This window comes from Haladaptatus sp. CMAA 1909 (genome assembly GCF_043952005.1).
In the GTDB taxonomy this organism is placed as follows: Archaea; Halobacteriota; Halobacteria; order Halobacteriales; family Haladaptataceae; genus Haladaptatus.
The window spans coordinates 2,616,085-2,632,187 of sequence record NZ_JBIOAV010000001.1; the positions used below are offsets into that span (position 1 = coordinate 2,616,085).

Sequence of the window (16,103 nt, forward strand, 5' to 3'; positions counted from 1 at the left end):
TTCAGCGCAACTCCGCCGTCCGGAACTTCGCGTAGCCGACGAGGAGGAACGCGACGGACCACCCGAGAAGGGCGAGGACGTTCCTCGCCGTTTGTCGGTACACGTCGTCCATCTTCCCCGGCGGAATCGAGGGTAATCGCTGATACTCTCCGCCGATGTCCGCGTACATCGAGGCCGTCGAACCGCCGTAAGCTTTCCACGGTGAGAGGGTTCGTATCGATTCCCTCGTCGCATCGGTAAGCGGCGTCCCGAGGAAGTTTCCAACGCCGGTGAGGAGGGTATCGAGGTTGACGAACGGGGTGAATCCGCCCCAGAACGGAATCAGAAGGAAGTACATGGCGAGCGCGCCCATCATCGCCGTCGTGCGACCGGTCACTAGCGCGGAGATGCCGAAGTAAATGCTCACGAACGAGAGCAAGTAGAGCGCAGTCGCGGCGGTGAAGACGGCGAATCGGCCGACGTCCGGCGTGTTCGTGAAAGTCAGGGCGGCGACGCCGAACCCGAGGACCGAACTACACCCCACGGCGAGCAGCACGACGCCGAACCGGGAGAGGAGTTTCCCCGAGAAGTACTCCGCACGACTGTTTGGGAGGCCCATGTGGAACGTGATACGCCCGCTGGTTCGCTCGTCCACGATGCACTGGTAGGCGAGCGGCGCAACTAAAACCGGCCCGAGCAGGATGATCGCCTGTGTCACGTCGAACAACGTCCGATACGGGTCGTCGTACTGCCCGCTCTCGGCGGCGAACGTGAGCGCGACGATGGCGGCCAATGCCGCGACGACGCCCAGCACGACGAGCGACCCGACGCTGTTCCTGAAATCGTCCCGTGCGACGGTGTAGGTACTCATCGTCGCTCACCTCCCTCGGGGGCGATTCCGCGGAGGTGATTCGCCTCGTCGAAATCGTCCCGTCCCCCTGCGAACTCATCGAACACCGATTCGAGCGACGAATCCCTCGTCTCGACGTTCTCCACGGTCGTCAGTTCGTCGAGTGCGACCAGTACCCGTGTTTTCGTCTCCTGTCTGGTACACGCGATTCGAATCCGGTTCCCTGAAACGGACACGTCAGTGACTCCGTCGATGCGTCGGACCGCAGTCGCGTCTTGAACGCTTCCGACGGTAGCTTCGACGACGTTCGCTCCCAAGCGCTCGCGGAGGTTCTCGATGGAATCCGTCGCGACGAGCGACCCCTCGCGCATGATTCCCACCCGGTCACAGACCCGCTCGACGTGGTCGAGGAGGTGCGAAGAGACGAACACCGTCGCACCACGTTCGCTCTCCTCGTCGATGGCCCGCCGGAGGAGTTTGACGCCGTTCGGATCGAGGCCCGAGGACGGTTCGTCCAGAATGAGCAGGTCGGGGTTGCCGACGAGGGCAACGGCCAATCCCAACCGTTGGGTCATCCCCTTGGAGTAGCCACCGGCGTCCCGACGGGCTTGTTCCGGCGACAATCCAACCCGTTCGAGGACGGCGTCGGGGTCGTCGTCCGCCCCTTTCGTCCGAATCGCCGACACGACGTGCCGTCGCCCGGTGAGGTTTCGATACGGTTCGAAGTCGTCCGGGAGGAGGCCGAGCCGGGACCGAACCGATTTCGCGTCCGTCGTCGGGTCACGACCGAGAACGGTGACGTTCCCGCCCGTGGGTCGCAGAAACCCGAGAAGCAGGTCTATCGTAGTCGATTTTCCGGCGCCGTTCGGTCCGAGAAAGCCGAATGTCGAACCCTCCTCGACCACAAGGTCGAGGTCGGCAACCGCGGTTACGTCTCCGTAGCGCTTCGACAACTCGTTCGTTTCGATTGCTGGCATTCGATGTAACGTCGTGGGAGTTCCGTACTAAACGGGCGACACCGTTCACCGACGGCTCTCGACGTGATATCGAGATACACCCATCTCGGGCGCTCTACACATAGAATACGGCGGCAGTTCGAGGCGACGTCATCAGTTTTGACCCCGGCGAACGATGTATTGCGAGTCGTCACGCACGTCGGCGCGAAACCCCGTTCGACCGTGGGATATATTATCCTAACTGACTATCTGAATGTATGACACGGAAAGCGGCGTCGTTGCTCACGAAGACACAGCGCCGAAGACTCCGAAACGAGTTTGCGGACCTCGACGAGGAGAAAAAGCGCCGGGACCAGCAACGGATTCGGGAGCGGGTTCGATCGGGACTCCTCGATTTCGAACTGTTGTCGGACTACCCGGACGAACAGTTCGAGATGGCGCTCGATTCGATGTCAGACGAGGAGGTACGTGACGCGCTGGCGGAGACGTATCTCACGGTCGAGCGATTCCGTGAACTTCGGGGAATCGAGCGGGAGGAACTGATTTCGACGGCCCGTTCGCGCGGCGAGGACCTCACCGACAACGGAGCGTTCGTGGACGTGGAATCGCTCCACCGACTCGAACTCCGGACGGAATCGGAAACGCAACGGAAAGTGGCGGCCGAAACCAGCGAACGACTCGAACTGAATCGATGGGTAAAACGCGCGAACGCCGCGATGGTGCTCGGCGGGGGCGCGGTCGCCGTGAGCACCCTGTTTTGGCTCTCGGACATGCTCCTCGGCACGAGCATCTGGCGGGGCGGCATCACCGTGATTCAACAGGTCATCTTCCTCCTCATTTTCGCGGGAGTCGCCGGATGGACCCTCATCATGACCTATCACGTCCTCCGGAACGTCGCCGTGCCGACGGTCAGGAATCGGATGGGGTGGTTGGGCGAATCGGCGTAGGAACTTCCCCTCTCGTCGGGAGTTCTCGCCGGTACCGTTCGCGTCGATTCCATCCGAGGACGGCAGAATGAAGTCATCCGACTTACAGTCTTACGATAATGGTCGACCGACCCGGGCGCGTTCCGTTTACCGTCTTTCCAACAGTCTCACGGCAGCGACGTCGGGCGTTTCTCTATCTCGCATCGTTCGCAGGGGTACTCGTGCTGTACACGTTCGCGTACATGTGGGGGATGGCGATGTTCGAGGACACACCGCGGACCGTTCTACAGGCGTTTTCCGTCGTCATCGAGACGTTCACCACGACCGGCTACGGGGTCGATGCGGACAAATGGACGACGCCACAGATGCGATTGCTCATGGTGACGATGCAGATTTCGGGCGTGATTCTCATCTTCATGGCACTCCCCGTGTTCGTCGCGCCGTGGGTGCAGGAGGCGCTTCGAGTCAGTCCCCCCACGACCCTCGATGACGTGGAGGACCACATCGTCATCTGCGGCTACTCCCCCCGCGCCGAGACGCTCATCGACGAGTTTCGGTCGTGGGGCCGCGAATACGTCGTCGTCGTTCGGGATCGAGAGGAGGCCCTCGATTTGTACGAGCGTAACATCACCGTCGTCCACGGCGACCCCGAATCGGCGGATACGCTCCGAAACGTCCACGTCGAGGACGCGGACGCCGTCGTCGCGGACGCGACGGACGAGCAGAACGCCAGTATCGCGCTCGCGGTCCGCGAGGTGTCCGATTCGGTTCGCGTCATTACCCTCGTCGAAAATCCCGACTTGACGAACTATCTCCAGTACGCCGGTTCGGACCAAGTCATCTCGCCGCGTCACCTCCTCGGTCACAGCCTCGCGGAGAAGGTCACGGCGTCCGTGACCGCCGACCTCGGCGAAACCGTGACCATCGGCGAGGACTTCGAAATCGTCGAGCTATCCATTCAGGCCGGGTCGGAAATCGACGGTACGAGGCTGGACGAAAGCGGCATCCGGGAACGAACCGGCGCGAGCATCATCGGCCTGTGGCGACGCGGGGAGTTTCAGAGCTCTCCCTCCCCTGAGGCCGAACTGGACGGTAACACGATCCTTCTCGTCGCCGGTCGGGAAGCCCAACTCGAACGACTCAAGGAGATGACCCTTTCGGAGGGTCGCGGACCGATTCGCGGGTCGGTCATCGTCGCCGGGTACGGCGAAGTCGGTTCGACGGTGGAGGAGGCCATGGAGTCGAAGTCCATGCGAACCACGGTTGTCGACAAAGCCGACAAGGACGGCGTGGACGTGCTCGGCGACGTCACCGACGAGAGCGTGTTACAGAAAGCCGGGGTGAAGTACGCCAACGCGCTCATCCTCGCGCTCGCGGACGACACGACGACGATTTTCGCCACGCTCATCGCGCGCGAACTCGCGCCGGGGATCGAAATCGTCGCCCGAGCGAACGAGACGGACAACATCGGAAAGCTCTACAGCGCGGGTGCGGACTACGTCCTTGCGCTCGAAACCGTCAGCGGGCGGATGCTCGCCTCGACCATCCTCGAAGGCGAGGAGATAATCTCGCCCGACAAGCAGATAGAAATCCTCCGGACGACCGCGCCGCGGTTGACCGGCCAAACGTTGCGGGACGCCGCGGTCAGAACCCGGACGGGGTGTACCGTCATCGCCGTCGAACGGGACGGCGAGGTCATCACCGATTTGGGTCCCGATTTCGTCATTCGCGGCGACGACCAACTCATCATCGCGGGAACCGACGACGACACGAACGAGTTCGCCGAAATCGCACAGTGAGTCGCTCTCACACGACCGCCGAGGCGACCCACCACGTGACGAACGCCTCGATGAACGCCGCGACGATGAAGACGGGGAGCAAGCCGAGGAGGACGTAGTACGCGCGGACGAGTTCGGCCGCGAACGCGTCGGCCGACGACCGGCCTCGAACGTAGGACCACGAAACGCCGCCGAGGTGGAGGCCGAGCGCGCCCGCGACGGACAGGCCGGGGATTTCGATGATTCCGTGGGGAAGGATGAGCGCGAGGGCGAACGTCGGGTCGGGGAGGAGGCCGATGACGGCCCCGACCACCGCGCCGTTGAACAGGAGCGCGACGAGCGTCGGGACGCCGAACCCGAGACCGGCGAACGCCGCCGAGATGGCGACGAACCAGTTGTTTGCGGCGAGTTTGACGAACACGTCCAGCGGGAACGTCCCGAACACGTTGCTCGTCAAGTCGGGGCGAACGCTTTCGAGCGTGAACGGTCGCACGGCCGCCCACCCGCCGAGGCCGCCGACCGCGAAGAGCGAGAGCGCGGCGAGAACGAGGAGCGGTTTTCGTTCGAGGAACGTCCACAGTTCGCGAATTCCGCGACCGAACGCGCCGCGGACCGACCCCCGACCGCGGGGTACCGTCGGTGTAGCATCGAGGTACAGCGCCGTCTTCAGCACGGAGAGCGCGGGGAGCACCCCGAAGAAGAGGAGGACGGCGGCGACTCGACTGACTCCGAGGAAACTCAATCCGGCGGCCACGGCACCGAACACGCCGAACGACGCGACCACGACGATGATGTATCCGGCGACGCGGGCCTTGTGACCTCGAATGAACCCGCCGCTTCGCCGCAGTCCGCCGCGAACGCCGACGCCGTCGACGACGATGGCCTGCGGGACGAACAGGAACAGCAGGTAGACGACGAAGAGGGCGAAAAAGAGCGCGACGGCCAGCAGGAACGAACCGAGAATGCTGACGATGGTGCCGGCGCTCAACAACGCAGCCTCCACGACCCCGAACGCGACGAAAACGAGGAGCACCGCGACTATTCGAGCGAGGGAGAGCAGGACGAACGCGATTCCGTCCCGCTTCGTTCCCGTAATTCCGGCCTTAATCGCCCGTTCGGTTCGAAGCGCCGTGGGGACGGGAACGGTAGCCACGTCGTATTCGTCGCTCGCACCCGCGCTTGCGTTCCGCAGGGCGGCCGTCACGGCGTGTACCTGCGCTGCGCCGACGAGAGCGCGAGCGACGAACACGACGACGAGGCTACACAGGAAGGACGCGACGAGGAGGACGATAACCTCGGGCGTGAACACGCCCATGACCGCGTCCCGAAGTCGCTCTACGGCGGCGGGATCTGTCTCGATTCCGTTCAAATTCGTCCGTCGAAACGCGGCGAACACGGCGTCGAGTCGCCCGGTTCCGGCGAGGAGGAGAAACGCCAGCACGAGTCCCACTATCGGGAACGTCTGTGCCATCAGGTTGATGCTCGCACCGGCGAGGAACAGCGGGAGGACCGACGCCGGGCGGCCGAGGAGGACTGCTCGTACCGACGAGCTAGCGTCGCTAAACTTCATACGGTGAAAATCTCACTCGAATTAGATATGTGTGGCGGTGGTGATTGCGGCGACGGCGGGATATCGCGGCGGTTGTGAGAGCGGCGATGGGAGTGGAAATCGGAACGGCGGTAACGAACGTCCCGATAGAGCCGATCGTACCGAAGGTGATGACGCTATCGACCGTTCCGATGATAGCGATGGTACGAACGATACCGAACGCAGATTAGCGGTCCGCGTCGTACTCGATGGTCAGGAACCGCCGACCGAACACCCACATCTCGTGTTCCGCGTGGATACCGTCGCCGTCGGGAACCACCCGGAAGCGCTGGTCCATCGGGAGGGGAACCGCGCCGAACGGCGTGCGGAGGTACAACCCCTCGTCGCCCGTTTCCGTTTCGGTCGTCAGTTCGATACCCGCGTTTCCGTTTTCGCTCGCGTTCCCGTTCCCACGTTCGTTTCCGTCCGACGCGTCGAGCGTCCGAACGTGCAGAACGGTGCTCAGGTTCGACCACGGCAGCGGGACGGCGATGTTGACGTAGCGATTCGCGTCCCTGACGTGACTGGCGTAGATGGCGACGAAGACGGCGGTTCCGGAATCGTCCGTTCGAATCCACGCCCGCGCACCGTCCCGCGGGTCGTCGTCCGGATCGATGGCGACGAGTTCGCTCGTGAGGGTTTCGCCGGACGACTGCCACGGACCGGGCAGATTGAGCTGTTCGATTCGACTCGTGAGTCGTGCGGCGAGCGCCGCCCCGACCCGAAAGCCGCGGTGCCAGCGTACCCGATACGAGATGTCGTAGTCCGCGGTGCGCTCGTAGAACCGGCGGACTTCGGGATGGACGTCGTCGGGGTCGAAGTCGGGGCGGGCGAACTCCCCCATGTCGTCCATCTCACCCGATAGGTTCACGCCGGTCGTAACCCCGTGCCGTCGCAGGTAGTCCGAACCTACCCGCGTTCGGGCGACGAGCGGGCTCAACGGAACGTCTCGCGTTCGGTGGACCACCGACCGGACGCGCTGGCCGACGACCACGAGGGGGACGAGGAATCCGACCACGAACGCGACGGCACGCCGGCGTGAACGGGCCGACCATACGGACATGGTATACGATTAGTCACCTCCGTATTTCAATTCGTTCCCGTCCTGTCTCGCGGTTATCGAGCGCATAATAAAGTCATCTGAAGTATTCTCCCTGTGATATGAGCACCTTTGGAATCGACTGGAAACGGACGGCGCGCCGCGAAGCAGGACGGCCGGACGCGGAAACCGAGCAGTCGGACGACGAGAAACCGCCGCGGCGGGCCTATTCGCTTCGTGCCCTGCTTCCGGGCCCCTACGTGCGCTACCCGAAGGAGTGAGCCGAGTCGGCTACTCGCCGCACCAGTCCAACACCGTCGCTGCCCACGTGTACCCGGTTCCGGCGGCGAGGAAGCAGACGACATCGCCCGATTCGATCGACCCGTTCTCGATGCCGGCGTCCAGCGCGAGGAGTTGGTCCACGCTCTGGACGTGGCCGAACTCGTCCAGATAGTAGTTCGACGCGCCGAGCGTCGAGCAGAGGGAGTCGTGGAACGACCGTTTCATGTGCGTCAGCGCGACGAAATCGAGGTCGTCCCGGTCGTAGTCCGACCGCGAGAGCGCGGTGTCGGCCACGTCGAGGAAGTTATCGAGGCTGACCTCGGCCAGTCGCTCCTTCATGCCGTCCGGGTCGGGGACGTTCAGCGCGTGCAGACCCGACTGGACCGTCGTGTGACTCGGTGGATTCCGCGACCCGCCCGCGGGCATCACCACGTCCTCCGAGAAACTCCCGTCCGTTATCGCGGCGCTCTCCCGAACCGTCGCGAGCGGAGTTTCGGGCGTTTCTTCGAGCACCATCGCACACGCACCGCTGCCGAAGTTGAACATGAACGAGGCGTCTTCGTTCTCGTAGTTCACGAGGTCCTCCTCCCGACTCGCGGAGACGAGCAGGACTCGTTCCGGGGTGTCGGCGACGAGGGTCGCTTTCGCCCCCCGAAGCGCGATGGGCGCTCCCGCACAGAGCGCGTAGCTCTCGCTCGCGAACGCGTTTTCGGCACCGATTCTATCGGCGACGTTCGCGGCGGCGCTCCAGACGACGAAATCCTTGAACTCGCTGCCGTGATACAACACGGCGTCGAGGTCCGGCGCCTCGATGTCAGCGTGGGAAAGCGCCCGTTCGGCCGCCTTCACGCACATGTCCGTGACGTGGTCGCCGTCCCGCGGACAGACGTGATTTTCGCGAATGCCCATCTTCTCGACGACGACGTCCTCGGGAATACCGCTCTTTCGGGTGATTTTCTTGCCCGTCACGGTGTCCTCGGGGACGTACAGTCCGTAGCCCGTGAGTCCGACCATTACCGATTCCTCCACAATCGCGCGGGAATCGTTTTCGCGACGGGACCACCGAGTCGGTCCCGCAGCGACCCGAGGAGGCCGTTCGGAACGAACAACACGAACAGCACGAACAGCGCGCCGACGTACAGACTCGCGTGGCCGTTCAGGAACGTCTCGGTGGCTCCCTGTACCGTCAGGCCGTTGTAAATCGTCGTTCCCATGATCCCGGACCCGAGGTGGGTCCTGAGGTACGGCAGGAGACCGCCGCCGTCCTTCGAGAGGAACTCGCGGACCGTCTCGTCGAACAGGTGGCCGTACAGGGGTCCGGCGAGCGTCCCGAACCCGCCGATGATGGAGGCCAACAGGGCGTCCCCGGCCACGAGGAAGTTGAACGACTCGTCGGGGGAGACGGTTCGCTCGTACCCTGCAAGCAGACCGCCCGCCACTGCCGCGAAGAAGGCGCTGATGGCGAACGCGCCGAGTTTGTACCGGAAGGTGTCGTAGCCGACGGCGACGGCCCGCTCCTCGTTTTCGCGGATCGCGACCATCACCCTGCCGAACGGCGAGTGGATGATTCGCTGCATGGCGAAGTAGCAGACGAGCACCACGAGACCGATCATGTAGTAGGACACCGCCGTCTGGCCGAGGTGGACGAATCCGAGCGACACCTCGTCTCCCGTCAGCGCCCCGATGGCGAGGTTCAGCGAATCGACGCCGGGGATGCCGACGTTGAGGCCGTTGGCCCCGTTCAGGAAGATGCCGTCGCGCGGGTTCGACCCGACGTAATCCCACCCGCGGACGAAGACGTACAACACCTGCGCGAAGCCGAGGGTTATCATGGCGAAGTAGACCCCCGTCAGGCGGAACGACACGGCTCCGATGGCCAGCGCGAGTACGACGGCCACGAGTCCCGCGACGACGAGCGACACCATGAACGGCGTTCCGGCGGGCAGGAGCGGAATTTTGTCGTTCGCAGTGAGGACGACGAAGTACGCGCCGGTCCCGTAGAACGCGGCGTGACCGAACGAGAGGTAGCCCGTGTAGCCGCTGATGAAGTCGAACGACATGGCGAACAGGCCGAAGTAGAGGACGGGTATCATCGTCTCCACGCGCGGGAGGAGCGTCGCCGCCTCCGTCCCGAACGGCGAGTTCACCAGCAGGTGATGGAGGCCGGGATACGCGGCGAGGACGACGATGACTACGAGGTGGACGATATGATCGCGGGCGTACTCCTTGACCCACGACGCGTCCGTCTCCGAAATCGACCGCCCCGCGTCCGTCCCGGTTTCGGTGCTAATGGCCACCCACCTCCTCGACGCCGAAGAGGCCCTGCGGGCGGAGGACGAGGACGACCACGAGGATGAGGAAGATGGTCATCTCGGGCAGTCCAGCAAAGTCGATGGCGTTGACGAACCACCACGATGTCGTCGCGTCGACCATGCCGACGATGAGTGCCGCGACGACGGTCCCTCGGAACGTCCCGAGGCCGCCGACGATGACGACGACGAACGCCGGAAGCAGTGCTTCCGAGGCGACCGGAACGCTCGCGCCCCACTTCGGGTCCCACATCAGGAGGACGCCAGCGATTCCGGCCAACCCGGTTCCGAGCGCGAAGACGACGGTGAACACGCGGCGAACGTCGATGCCGAGCGCCTCCGTCATCTCCGCGTCCTCGCTTCCCGCGCGGATGACGAGACCGTAGCGGGTTCGGGTCAGAAAGGTCCAGATCCCCGCGACGGTGAGGACGCCGAACGCGATTTCGAACAGCGCGAGGCCGCTCACCGAAATTCCGGCGAGGCCGATTTGCGTGGTCAGGAAGCCGGGCTTCGTTCCGAAGGCGTCCTGCCACGCGGTCTGGGGTTGCATGCCGTAGAACAGGACGGCGATTCGGACCAGTTCGTTCAGCACGAGCGTCAGTCCGAAGGTGAGGAGGATCTGGTACACCGGCGGCCTGTCGTACAGTTTGCGGATGAGACCGACCTCGACGGCTGTTCCCAGTCCAGCGAGCAGGCCGAAGACGACCACGACGGCCACGAAGAACAGGGCCAACTGCGCGATAGAACCCCCTCCGGCGGAGACGAACGCGACCATCACCAATCCGCCGAGGTACGCGCCGAGCATGGTCAGCGACCCGTGGGCGAAGTTCAACACGCCCATCAGGCCGAAGATGAGCGTCAGGCCGCTCGCTATCATCACGTACAGCGCGGCCTTCGCCAGTCCCTGAATAAACACCGACGCGAGCGTCGACGGTCGGAGGAAATCCCCCAGCGCGCCTCCGATGCCCGCAAGCGGGACGAGTTCCATCATGCCGAGAGATACCTCCTCAGTCGCTCGTCGTCCGTCGATACCTCGTTCGCGTCACCCCGTTCGACGACGCGACCAGTATCGAGGACGTAGAACCTGTCCGCGAGGTCGAGCGCCAACGGGAGGTTCTGTTCGACCAGCAACAGCGTGGTGTCGGTCGCCGCCTCGGAAAGCGCTTCGGCGACCGATTCGACGATGAGCGGGGCCAGTCCCTCGCTCGGTTCGTCCACCAACAGGAGGTCGTTCTCCCCGACGAGGCCGCGGACGAGGGCCAACATCTGCTGTTGGCCGCCGCTGAGATTTCCGGCCTCGCGGTCGCGGTGGGCTTCGAGGTCGGGGAACGTTTCGAACGCGAGCGAGAGTGCATCGGTCACGGCGTTCCCTTTCGGCACCGCGACTCGGACGTTCTCCTCGACGGAGAGTTGCGCGAAGATGCGTCGCTCCTCGGGAATCCAACCGATTCCCATCTCCGCGACCTCGTGGGTGCTCTTCCCGATCAGTTCCGTGCCGCGGAACCGGACGCTCCCCCGCCGCGGCGGGGTCAGTTGGAGGATGGTCCGGAGCGTCGTCGTCTTGCCGACGCCGTTTCGGCCGACAAGGGCGACGACTTCGCCCGCATCGATCTCCATCGAAACGCCCTCCAGGACGTGACTCTCGCCGTAGTAGGTGTGTGCGTCCTCGACCGTGAGGAGGCTCATGCGATTCCCTCCGCCGTCTCGTAGCCGCCGAGATACGCTCTCTGAACGCGTTGGTCGTCGCGGACCGATTCGGGCGTGTCGTCGGCGATGACCGACCCTTGATTCAACACGACGATGCGGTCGCTGACGCGCATCACGATGTCCATGTTGTGTTCGACCAGCAGGACGGCGTGGTCCTCCGCCACGTCCTCGATGAGGTCGATTATCGTTCCGACGCTCTCGGAGGAGACACCGGCATTCGGTTCGTCGAGCAAAAGGACGTCCGGATCGCCCGCGAGCGCGATGGCGACTTCCAGTTGACGCGCCTGCCCGTGGCTCAGGTTCCCCGCCGTCGTTTCGGCGAAGTCGCCGAGTTCGACGCGTTCCAGAATCGCGTGGGCCTCCTCGATGTGTTCGGGAAACGCGCCCGCGTTCCGAATCGGGTTGGCCGACCCCGCTCCGTGTGCCTGCACCGCGACGCGAACGTTTTCGAGGACGGAACTCGTCGGAAAGACGTTCGTTATCTGGTACGAGCGGTGAAGGCCCAGTCGCGCCGTCTCGTGCGGTTCCGTCCCCGTGATGTCCCGCCACGACCCGTTCGTTCGAAATTCGATACGGCCTTCGCTCGGCGCGAGCACGCCGGTCAGCAGGTTGAAAAACGTCGTCTTGCCCGCCCCGTTCGGCCCGATGAGCGAACACAGTTCCCCCTCGCCGAGCGAGAAATCCACGTCATCGACGGCGACCAAGCCGCCGAACCGCCGTGTCAGCCCCGTGGTTCGGAGCATGTTAGAGCGAACAGGACATTCCGGCGGCATCCTTCGGAATGGTCGCCTGCTCCCCCTCGATGGTGGAGAGCGGCGTACCGGGCATGACGGCGGCGTCCCAGCTATCTGCCCACTCGTCCGTCGTCGGGACGAGGTTGGCGACGGTCATCGCCGACCGGGCCTGATTGTTGTACTTCTGGAAGACGTAGCCGTCTTCGCCTTTGGGCGTGTCTTTGACCGCCATTCCCCGCATGGCTTCCGCGATGTCGGTTCCCTCGGTGGAACCGCTTTGGTGGACGCCCTGCACGATGGCCGACGCGGCGGTGAAGGTTCCCGAGGTGAACAGGTCCGGCACCACGCCGTAGGCCTTGGTGTACGAATCAACGAACGAGGAGTTGATGTCGTTGTCGTACTGGTTCCAGTGATAACGGGTCGTGAACGGCCCGAGTTTCGCGTTCTCGATTTTCTCCTTCGTCAGCGGTTTGCCGAGGACCTTCCGCATCGTCTGGCCGACGACCTTGTTCGTGATTCGGGTCGCAAGCCCGCCGAAGACGCGGTAGTCGTAGTCGCCGGAGAGGTACTCGGTGAACAGGTTCGGGAGGGTGGCGACGGTGAATCCGCCGACGATGCCCTGTGCGTCCGCTCCCTGTGCCTTGTCGAGCAGTCCCTTCCACTCCGAGTGTTCCTGCGGAACGAACTTCTTGCCGACGATTTCGACGCCTTCGTCCTCGAGCACCTGCTCGTAGTTGTTCACGACGGCCTTGCCGAAACTGTAGTCGGCCCCGAACAGGTACACCTTCTTCACGTCGGTTTCCTTGGCGACGTATTTCCCGCCGCTCCGGGCGTCCATCGCCGTGTTCTCGCTCGCGCGGAACACGAGGTCGTTGCACGTCTCGCCGTCCGAGGTGATGGACGCCGAGGCGGCCGGTCCGGCAACGTACGGCACGCCGCTCGTCTTGGCCACCGTCTTGATGACCGTCGTCGCCGAGGACGACGACGCACAGCCGAAGAGCATATCGACCTTTTGATCCGTCACGAGATTCGTCGCCAGTTTCTTGGCCTTGCTCTGGGAGAACCCGGTGTCCCGGACGTACAGTTCGAAGTCCGTGTCACCGACCGAGACGACCGTCTTTCCGCTCTTGACGCCCGTCTTCGGTTCGGCGTCGGCCTTGTACGCTAATCCCGAAAGGAAGCCCCACAGGCTCTGTTGCCCGTAGTATTTGAGACTCCCCGAAATCGGTTGCAGGACGCCGATTTTGACCGTGCCCGATACGTTCTTCGTCGTCTTCGTCATGCCGCCCGTTCCATTGTCGTTCTTCGAATTCGTGTCGCCCGTTGTATCGTTTGTGCCATCGGTTCTGCCACCCGTACATCCGGCCAGTCCGGCCACGCCGACCGCTCCCGCCGACGTGAGGACGTTGCGCCGCGTCAGTCTCCAGTTCGTCATACCACCTATACCGGGAGTTACGAGCGGCAAATACTGCTGGGTTAACATGTTAACGGATCCCAAACCGAGCGGTTCACATATCAACCGGGGATTTTTCCTCGCTACCGCTCGGATTTGGATTATGGCAGACGATGCGGCAGACGACGCGATAACGCCGCCGACGTTCGACCCGGATGAGGTACTGCTCGTCGAGGACGATCACTTCCGGCCCGAAAACGTGGCATGCGTCACGGGTGCGGCCTCGGGTATCGGGCGAGCGACGACGTTCGCGCTCGCCGCGAACGACCTCACGGTGATCGGGACGGACGTGGACGAGGAGGGACTCGCCGAGACGATCGACCGCGCCGAGGTGTTGGGACTCGCCGAGAACGTCGAAACGGTCGCGGCAGACCTCACGGACGAGGACGAGATAAATTGGATCGTCTCGCAAGCGGCGGATGCGGGCACGGTGAAATACCTCGTCAATGTCGCCGGACTCCAGCACATCGACCCCGTGGACGAGTTCCCGGCCGAGCAGTTCGACCTGCTCCACGATGTGATGGTCCGCGCGCCGTTCCTATTGGCGAAAGCCTGCCTTCCCCACATGCGGGCGAGCGACGACGGAACGGGCTGTATCGGCAACATGGCGTCCGTTCACGGTCACTACACGACTTCGGATAAGGTCGCCTACAACGTCTCGAAGTTCGGCCTACGCGGCCTCACGCAGTCGATCGCGGCGGAGGGCGACGGCGACGTTCGGGCCTTCTCGGTCAGCACGGGGTACGTGAAAACGCCGCTCGTGACGAACCAGATTCCCGATACCGCCGAACAGCGGGGTATCTCGGTCGACGAAGTCGTCGAGGACGTGATGCTCGGACAGTCGCGTACGAAGGAGATGATGACGCCGCAGGACGTGGCGAACCTGTTCGTCTTCGGTTTCTCCAAACACGCGAACCATCTGAACGGCGGCGACCTGCTGTTCGACGGCGGCATGACGCTCACCTACGACTGAACGCTCTCGTCACCGACAGGCAAATCACAAAAACCGAGCCGCACATTCATCGGACGGTTCTCCGGGTCGGTTCTCGGCGTTCGTTCCGCTTAGCCCCACAGCCAGTCCGAGAACCACACCGCCAAGCCGAGGAATATCGACGCGATTCCGACCGGTTGGAACGGCGGAACGACCATCATGACGACGCCGGCAGCGATCAGGATTATCGCCAACTCCTCTTCGGCGTACTCCTCGGCGAATCTGACGAACAACGACCGGTTGTCTTCCTGTTCTTCGGTAGTCGTTCTCTGTTCGGTTTCTTCGGTTGCCATATCTCTGTATTCCTCCGATTGTTTCGTTAGCTCGGGTGTCGCCTTCCCCGTCCGCGTTGGGTCGAACGTCCGAACCTGACGAGGCAGGTTCGGATGGGGACCGAGATAGCACAAACCGTCAGTTTGCGCCATGCTTCGCGCCCGTCCCTCCGAGTGAGGCGTCGTCGTCATTTACGGCCGTTGTCCGTTCACGGAATCAGACACTATCTGATTCGGTTATTCCCTCGTTACTTTCTGCCGATGACGTGGTCGGGACTCTCGTTACGGCGTATCTAACGCGACCCATTGCTTCGGTTCCGTCAGTCGGAATCGTGGGAGTCGAAGGGGCGGCCCGACGTTGGTGTCGTCGGAGGATGGTTCCCGAGGAACGCACGTGGCCGTGGATCGACCGGCGGTTTGCCCGGTGGACGAACAGAAGCAGAAGTCAGTCCAGCAGCTCCAGCGCGTCCACGACGCGCTGAATCATCTTCCGCTGGCCGCGCCGGAGGTTCTTCGAAACGGCGGGTTTCGAGACGCCGAACTCGTCGGCCAACGTTCCGAGAGTGGCCGAGCGCGGGCTTTGGAAGTAGCCGTCCCTGACGGCGTGTTCGAGCGTTTCTCGCTCCACATCCGAGAGGTCCCGACAGCCGTCGATGAGCGTCATCGCGGCCCCCGCGTTCTGCACGAGGTTCTGGAGGTCGGGCAGGTCGGGCGTCTCGCGCGACACCACGTCGAACTCGTTGTTCCATTCGAGTTCCGAGAGCGCGCCCTCCGCGACGTCCTCGTGGTCGAAGCCGACGTGCCAGAGTTCGTGGCCGTCCTCGATGTAGAACGGCCCGGTGATGTAGCCGTCGTGGTTGCGAATGGCCTCCATCGCCTCCGTCTGCCCGATTGTGGTGCGGATGTGTGCGACGTTGTCCCGCTTCGAGAGGAGCGAGCAGTCGTGCATGTTGTCGTGTTCGCGGAGCGCCCGTAGACCACCTTCGAGTTCTGTTCGGTCGTCACCCTCGACGACCAGCCTCGTGTCCAACTCCTCCCTCGCCCGGTCGAAATCCCAGTGAACGGCCGAGTACGCGACGCCGTAGTCGTCGGAGGTGTCGATGAACGGGCAGTCGTACTGCTCCATGTCCATCGTGAGGTCTATCATTATCGTTCGCCCTGTTACCGCGGAACATACGGAAGACGAGTTAAAATAGTTTCCTTATCGCTCGCTGTTGGCTGATTTCTCCCATCGAAGGA

At 63.4% G+C, this 16,103-nt stretch carries 16 protein-coding genes; 4 read left to right on the top strand and 12 right to left on the bottom strand.

What is annotated here, in order from left to right:
- Position 1 precedes the first annotated feature (1 nt).
- Both ACGYLY_RS14270 and ACGYLY_RS14275 read right to left on the bottom strand, forming a co-directional pair.
- The gene (locus ACGYLY_RS14270; protein WP_395280930.1) at positions 2 to 850 is read right to left on the bottom strand and encodes an ABC transporter permease; all 849 of its coding nucleotides are present in this window, start codon (positions 848 to 850) and stop codon (positions 2 to 4) included.
- Positions 847 to 1,806: an ABC transporter ATP-binding protein gene (locus tag ACGYLY_RS14275; protein ID WP_395280929.1), complete on the bottom strand. Its 960-nt coding sequence runs from the start codon at positions 1,804 to 1,806 to the stop codon at positions 847 to 849. Before ACGYLY_RS14275 ends, ACGYLY_RS14270 begins: the two co-directional genes overlap by 4 nt.
- Before the next feature lie 236 nt (positions 1,807 to 2,042).
- Between ACGYLY_RS14275 and ACGYLY_RS14280 the strand changes: the two genes are divergently transcribed.
- Together ACGYLY_RS14280 and ACGYLY_RS14285 are read left to right on the top strand one after the other, a co-directional pair.
- On the top strand, positions 2,043 to 2,732 hold the full coding sequence (locus ACGYLY_RS14280) for a hypothetical protein (protein WP_395280928.1): 690 nt from the start codon (positions 2,043 to 2,045) through the stop codon (positions 2,730 to 2,732).
- Positions 2,733 to 2,830: 98 nt separating this feature from the next.
- Positions 2,831 to 4,510: a potassium channel family protein gene (locus ACGYLY_RS14285; protein WP_395280927.1), complete on the top strand. Its 1,680-nt coding sequence runs from the start codon at positions 2,831 to 2,833 to the stop codon at positions 4,508 to 4,510.
- Between the two features lie 7 nt (positions 4,511 to 4,517).
- Here the strand turns inward: ACGYLY_RS14285 and ACGYLY_RS14290 are convergent, their stop codons facing one another.
- Both ACGYLY_RS14290 and ACGYLY_RS14295 read right to left on the bottom strand, forming a co-directional pair.
- Entirely contained in the window at positions 4,518 to 6,059 is a 1,542-nt protein-coding gene (locus ACGYLY_RS14290; protein WP_395280925.1) for a stage II sporulation protein M, read from the bottom strand.
- A gap of 205 nt (positions 6,060 to 6,264) precedes the next feature.
- Entirely contained in the window at positions 6,265 to 7,140 is an 876-nt protein-coding gene (locus ACGYLY_RS14295) for a hypothetical protein (RefSeq protein WP_395280924.1), read from the bottom strand.
- Positions 7,141 to 7,238: 98 nt separating this feature from the next.
- Between ACGYLY_RS14295 and ACGYLY_RS14300 the strand changes: the two genes are divergently transcribed.
- On the top strand, positions 7,239 to 7,397 hold the full coding sequence (locus ACGYLY_RS14300) for a hypothetical protein (protein ID WP_395280923.1): 159 nt from the start codon (positions 7,239 to 7,241) through the stop codon (positions 7,395 to 7,397).
- Positions 7,398 to 7,407: 10 nt separating this feature from the next.
- Here ACGYLY_RS14300 and ACGYLY_RS14305 read toward each other — a convergent pair whose 3' ends face one another.
- The 6 genes from ACGYLY_RS14305 to ACGYLY_RS14330 all read right to left on the bottom strand — a co-directional run bounded on the left by ACGYLY_RS14305 (position 7,408) and on the right by ACGYLY_RS14330 (position 13,583).
- On the bottom strand, positions 7,408 to 8,412 hold the full coding sequence (locus ACGYLY_RS14305) for a 3-oxoacyl-ACP synthase (protein ID WP_395280922.1): 1,005 nt from the start codon (positions 8,410 to 8,412) through the stop codon (positions 7,408 to 7,410).
- Positions 8,412 to 9,545 (bottom strand): branched-chain amino acid ABC transporter permease, encoded by a 1,134-nt coding sequence (locus ACGYLY_RS14310; protein ID WP_395284101.1) that lies wholly within the window; start codon positions 9,543 to 9,545, stop codon positions 8,412 to 8,414. Before ACGYLY_RS14310 ends, ACGYLY_RS14305 begins: the two co-directional genes overlap by 1 nt.
- Positions 9,546 to 9,684: 139 nt before the next feature.
- Positions 9,685 to 10,698 (bottom strand): branched-chain amino acid ABC transporter permease, encoded by a 1,014-nt coding sequence (locus ACGYLY_RS14315; RefSeq protein WP_395280921.1) that lies wholly within the window; start codon positions 10,696 to 10,698, stop codon positions 9,685 to 9,687.
- Positions 10,695 to 11,393, bottom strand: coding sequence for an ABC transporter ATP-binding protein (locus ACGYLY_RS14320; RefSeq protein ID WP_395280920.1), 699 nt, complete (start codon positions 11,391 to 11,393; stop codon positions 10,695 to 10,697). The genes ACGYLY_RS14315 and ACGYLY_RS14320 overlap by 4 nt, the downstream gene beginning before the upstream one ends.
- Positions 11,390 to 12,157 (bottom strand): ABC transporter ATP-binding protein, encoded by a 768-nt coding sequence (locus ACGYLY_RS14325; RefSeq protein WP_395280919.1) that lies wholly within the window; start codon positions 12,155 to 12,157, stop codon positions 11,390 to 11,392. Before ACGYLY_RS14325 ends, ACGYLY_RS14320 begins: the two co-directional genes overlap by 4 nt.
- Before the next feature lies 1 nt (position 12,158).
- Positions 12,159 to 13,583, bottom strand: coding sequence for an ABC transporter substrate-binding protein (locus tag ACGYLY_RS14330; protein ID WP_395280918.1), 1,425 nt, complete (start codon positions 13,581 to 13,583; stop codon positions 12,159 to 12,161).
- Positions 13,584 to 13,704: 121 nt separating this feature from the next.
- Here ACGYLY_RS14330 and ACGYLY_RS14335 point away from each other — a divergent pair, with 121 nt between their 5' ends.
- A complete protein-coding gene (locus tag ACGYLY_RS14335; RefSeq protein ID WP_395280917.1) occupies positions 13,705 to 14,574 on the top strand; it encodes an SDR family NAD(P)-dependent oxidoreductase in 870 nt (289 codons plus the stop codon).
- An 89-nt stretch (positions 14,575 to 14,663) separates the two neighbouring features.
- Here ACGYLY_RS14335 and ACGYLY_RS14340 read toward each other — a convergent pair whose 3' ends face one another.
- Both ACGYLY_RS14340 and ACGYLY_RS14345 read right to left on the bottom strand, forming a co-directional pair.
- Entirely contained in the window at positions 14,664 to 14,885 is a 222-nt protein-coding gene (locus ACGYLY_RS14340) for a hypothetical protein (RefSeq protein ID WP_395280916.1), read from the bottom strand.
- Between the two features lie 424 nt (positions 14,886 to 15,309).
- Positions 15,310 to 16,011, bottom strand: a complete 702-nt coding sequence (locus ACGYLY_RS14345; RefSeq protein WP_395280915.1) for a helix-turn-helix domain-containing protein — start codon at positions 16,009 to 16,011, stop codon at positions 15,310 to 15,312.
- Positions 16,012 to 16,103 lie beyond the last annotated feature (92 nt).

Bases quoted from the DNA above. Each gene is read 5' to 3' on its own strand.
- ACGYLY_RS14270 (WP_395280930.1), bottom strand. From the start codon at position 850: ATGAGTACCTACACCGTCGCACGGGACGATTTCAGGAACAGCGTCGGG.
- ACGYLY_RS14275 (WP_395280929.1), bottom strand. From the start codon at position 1,806: ATGCCAGCAATCGAAACGAACGAGTTGTCGAAGCGCTACGGAGACGTA.
- ACGYLY_RS14280 (WP_395280928.1), top strand. From the start codon at position 2,043: ATGACACGGAAAGCGGCGTCGTTGCTCACGAAGACACAGCGCCGAAGA.
- ACGYLY_RS14285 (WP_395280927.1), top strand. From the start codon at position 2,831: ATGGTCGACCGACCCGGGCGCGTTCCGTTTACCGTCTTTCCAACAGTC.
- ACGYLY_RS14290 (WP_395280925.1), bottom strand. From the start codon at position 6,059: ATGAAGTTTAGCGACGCTAGCTCGTCGGTACGAGCAGTCCTCCTCGGC.
- ACGYLY_RS14295 (WP_395280924.1), bottom strand. From the start codon at position 7,140: ATGTCCGTATGGTCGGCCCGTTCACGCCGGCGTGCCGTCGCGTTCGTG.
- ACGYLY_RS14300 (WP_395280923.1), top strand. From the start codon at position 7,239: ATGAGCACCTTTGGAATCGACTGGAAACGGACGGCGCGCCGCGAAGCA.
- ACGYLY_RS14305 (WP_395280922.1), bottom strand. From the start codon at position 8,412: ATGGTCGGACTCACGGGCTACGGACTGTACGTCCCCGAGGACACCGTG.
- ACGYLY_RS14315 (WP_395280921.1), bottom strand. From the start codon at position 10,698: ATGATGGAACTCGTCCCGCTTGCGGGCATCGGAGGCGCGCTGGGGGAT.
- ACGYLY_RS14320 (WP_395280920.1), bottom strand. From the start codon at position 11,393: ATGAGCCTCCTCACGGTCGAGGACGCACACACCTACTACGGCGAGAGT.
- ACGYLY_RS14325 (WP_395280919.1), bottom strand. From the start codon at position 12,157: ATGCTCCGAACCACGGGGCTGACACGGCGGTTCGGCGGCTTGGTCGCC.
- ACGYLY_RS14330 (WP_395280918.1), bottom strand. From the start codon at position 13,583: ATGACGAACTGGAGACTGACGCGGCGCAACGTCCTCACGTCGGCGGGA.
- ACGYLY_RS14335 (WP_395280917.1), top strand. From the start codon at position 13,705: ATGGCAGACGATGCGGCAGACGACGCGATAACGCCGCCGACGTTCGAC.
- ACGYLY_RS14340 (WP_395280916.1), bottom strand. From the start codon at position 14,885: ATGGCAACCGAAGAAACCGAACAGAGAACGACTACCGAAGAACAGGAA.
- ACGYLY_RS14345 (WP_395280915.1), bottom strand. From the start codon at position 16,011: ATGATAGACCTCACGATGGACATGGAGCAGTACGACTGCCCGTTCATC.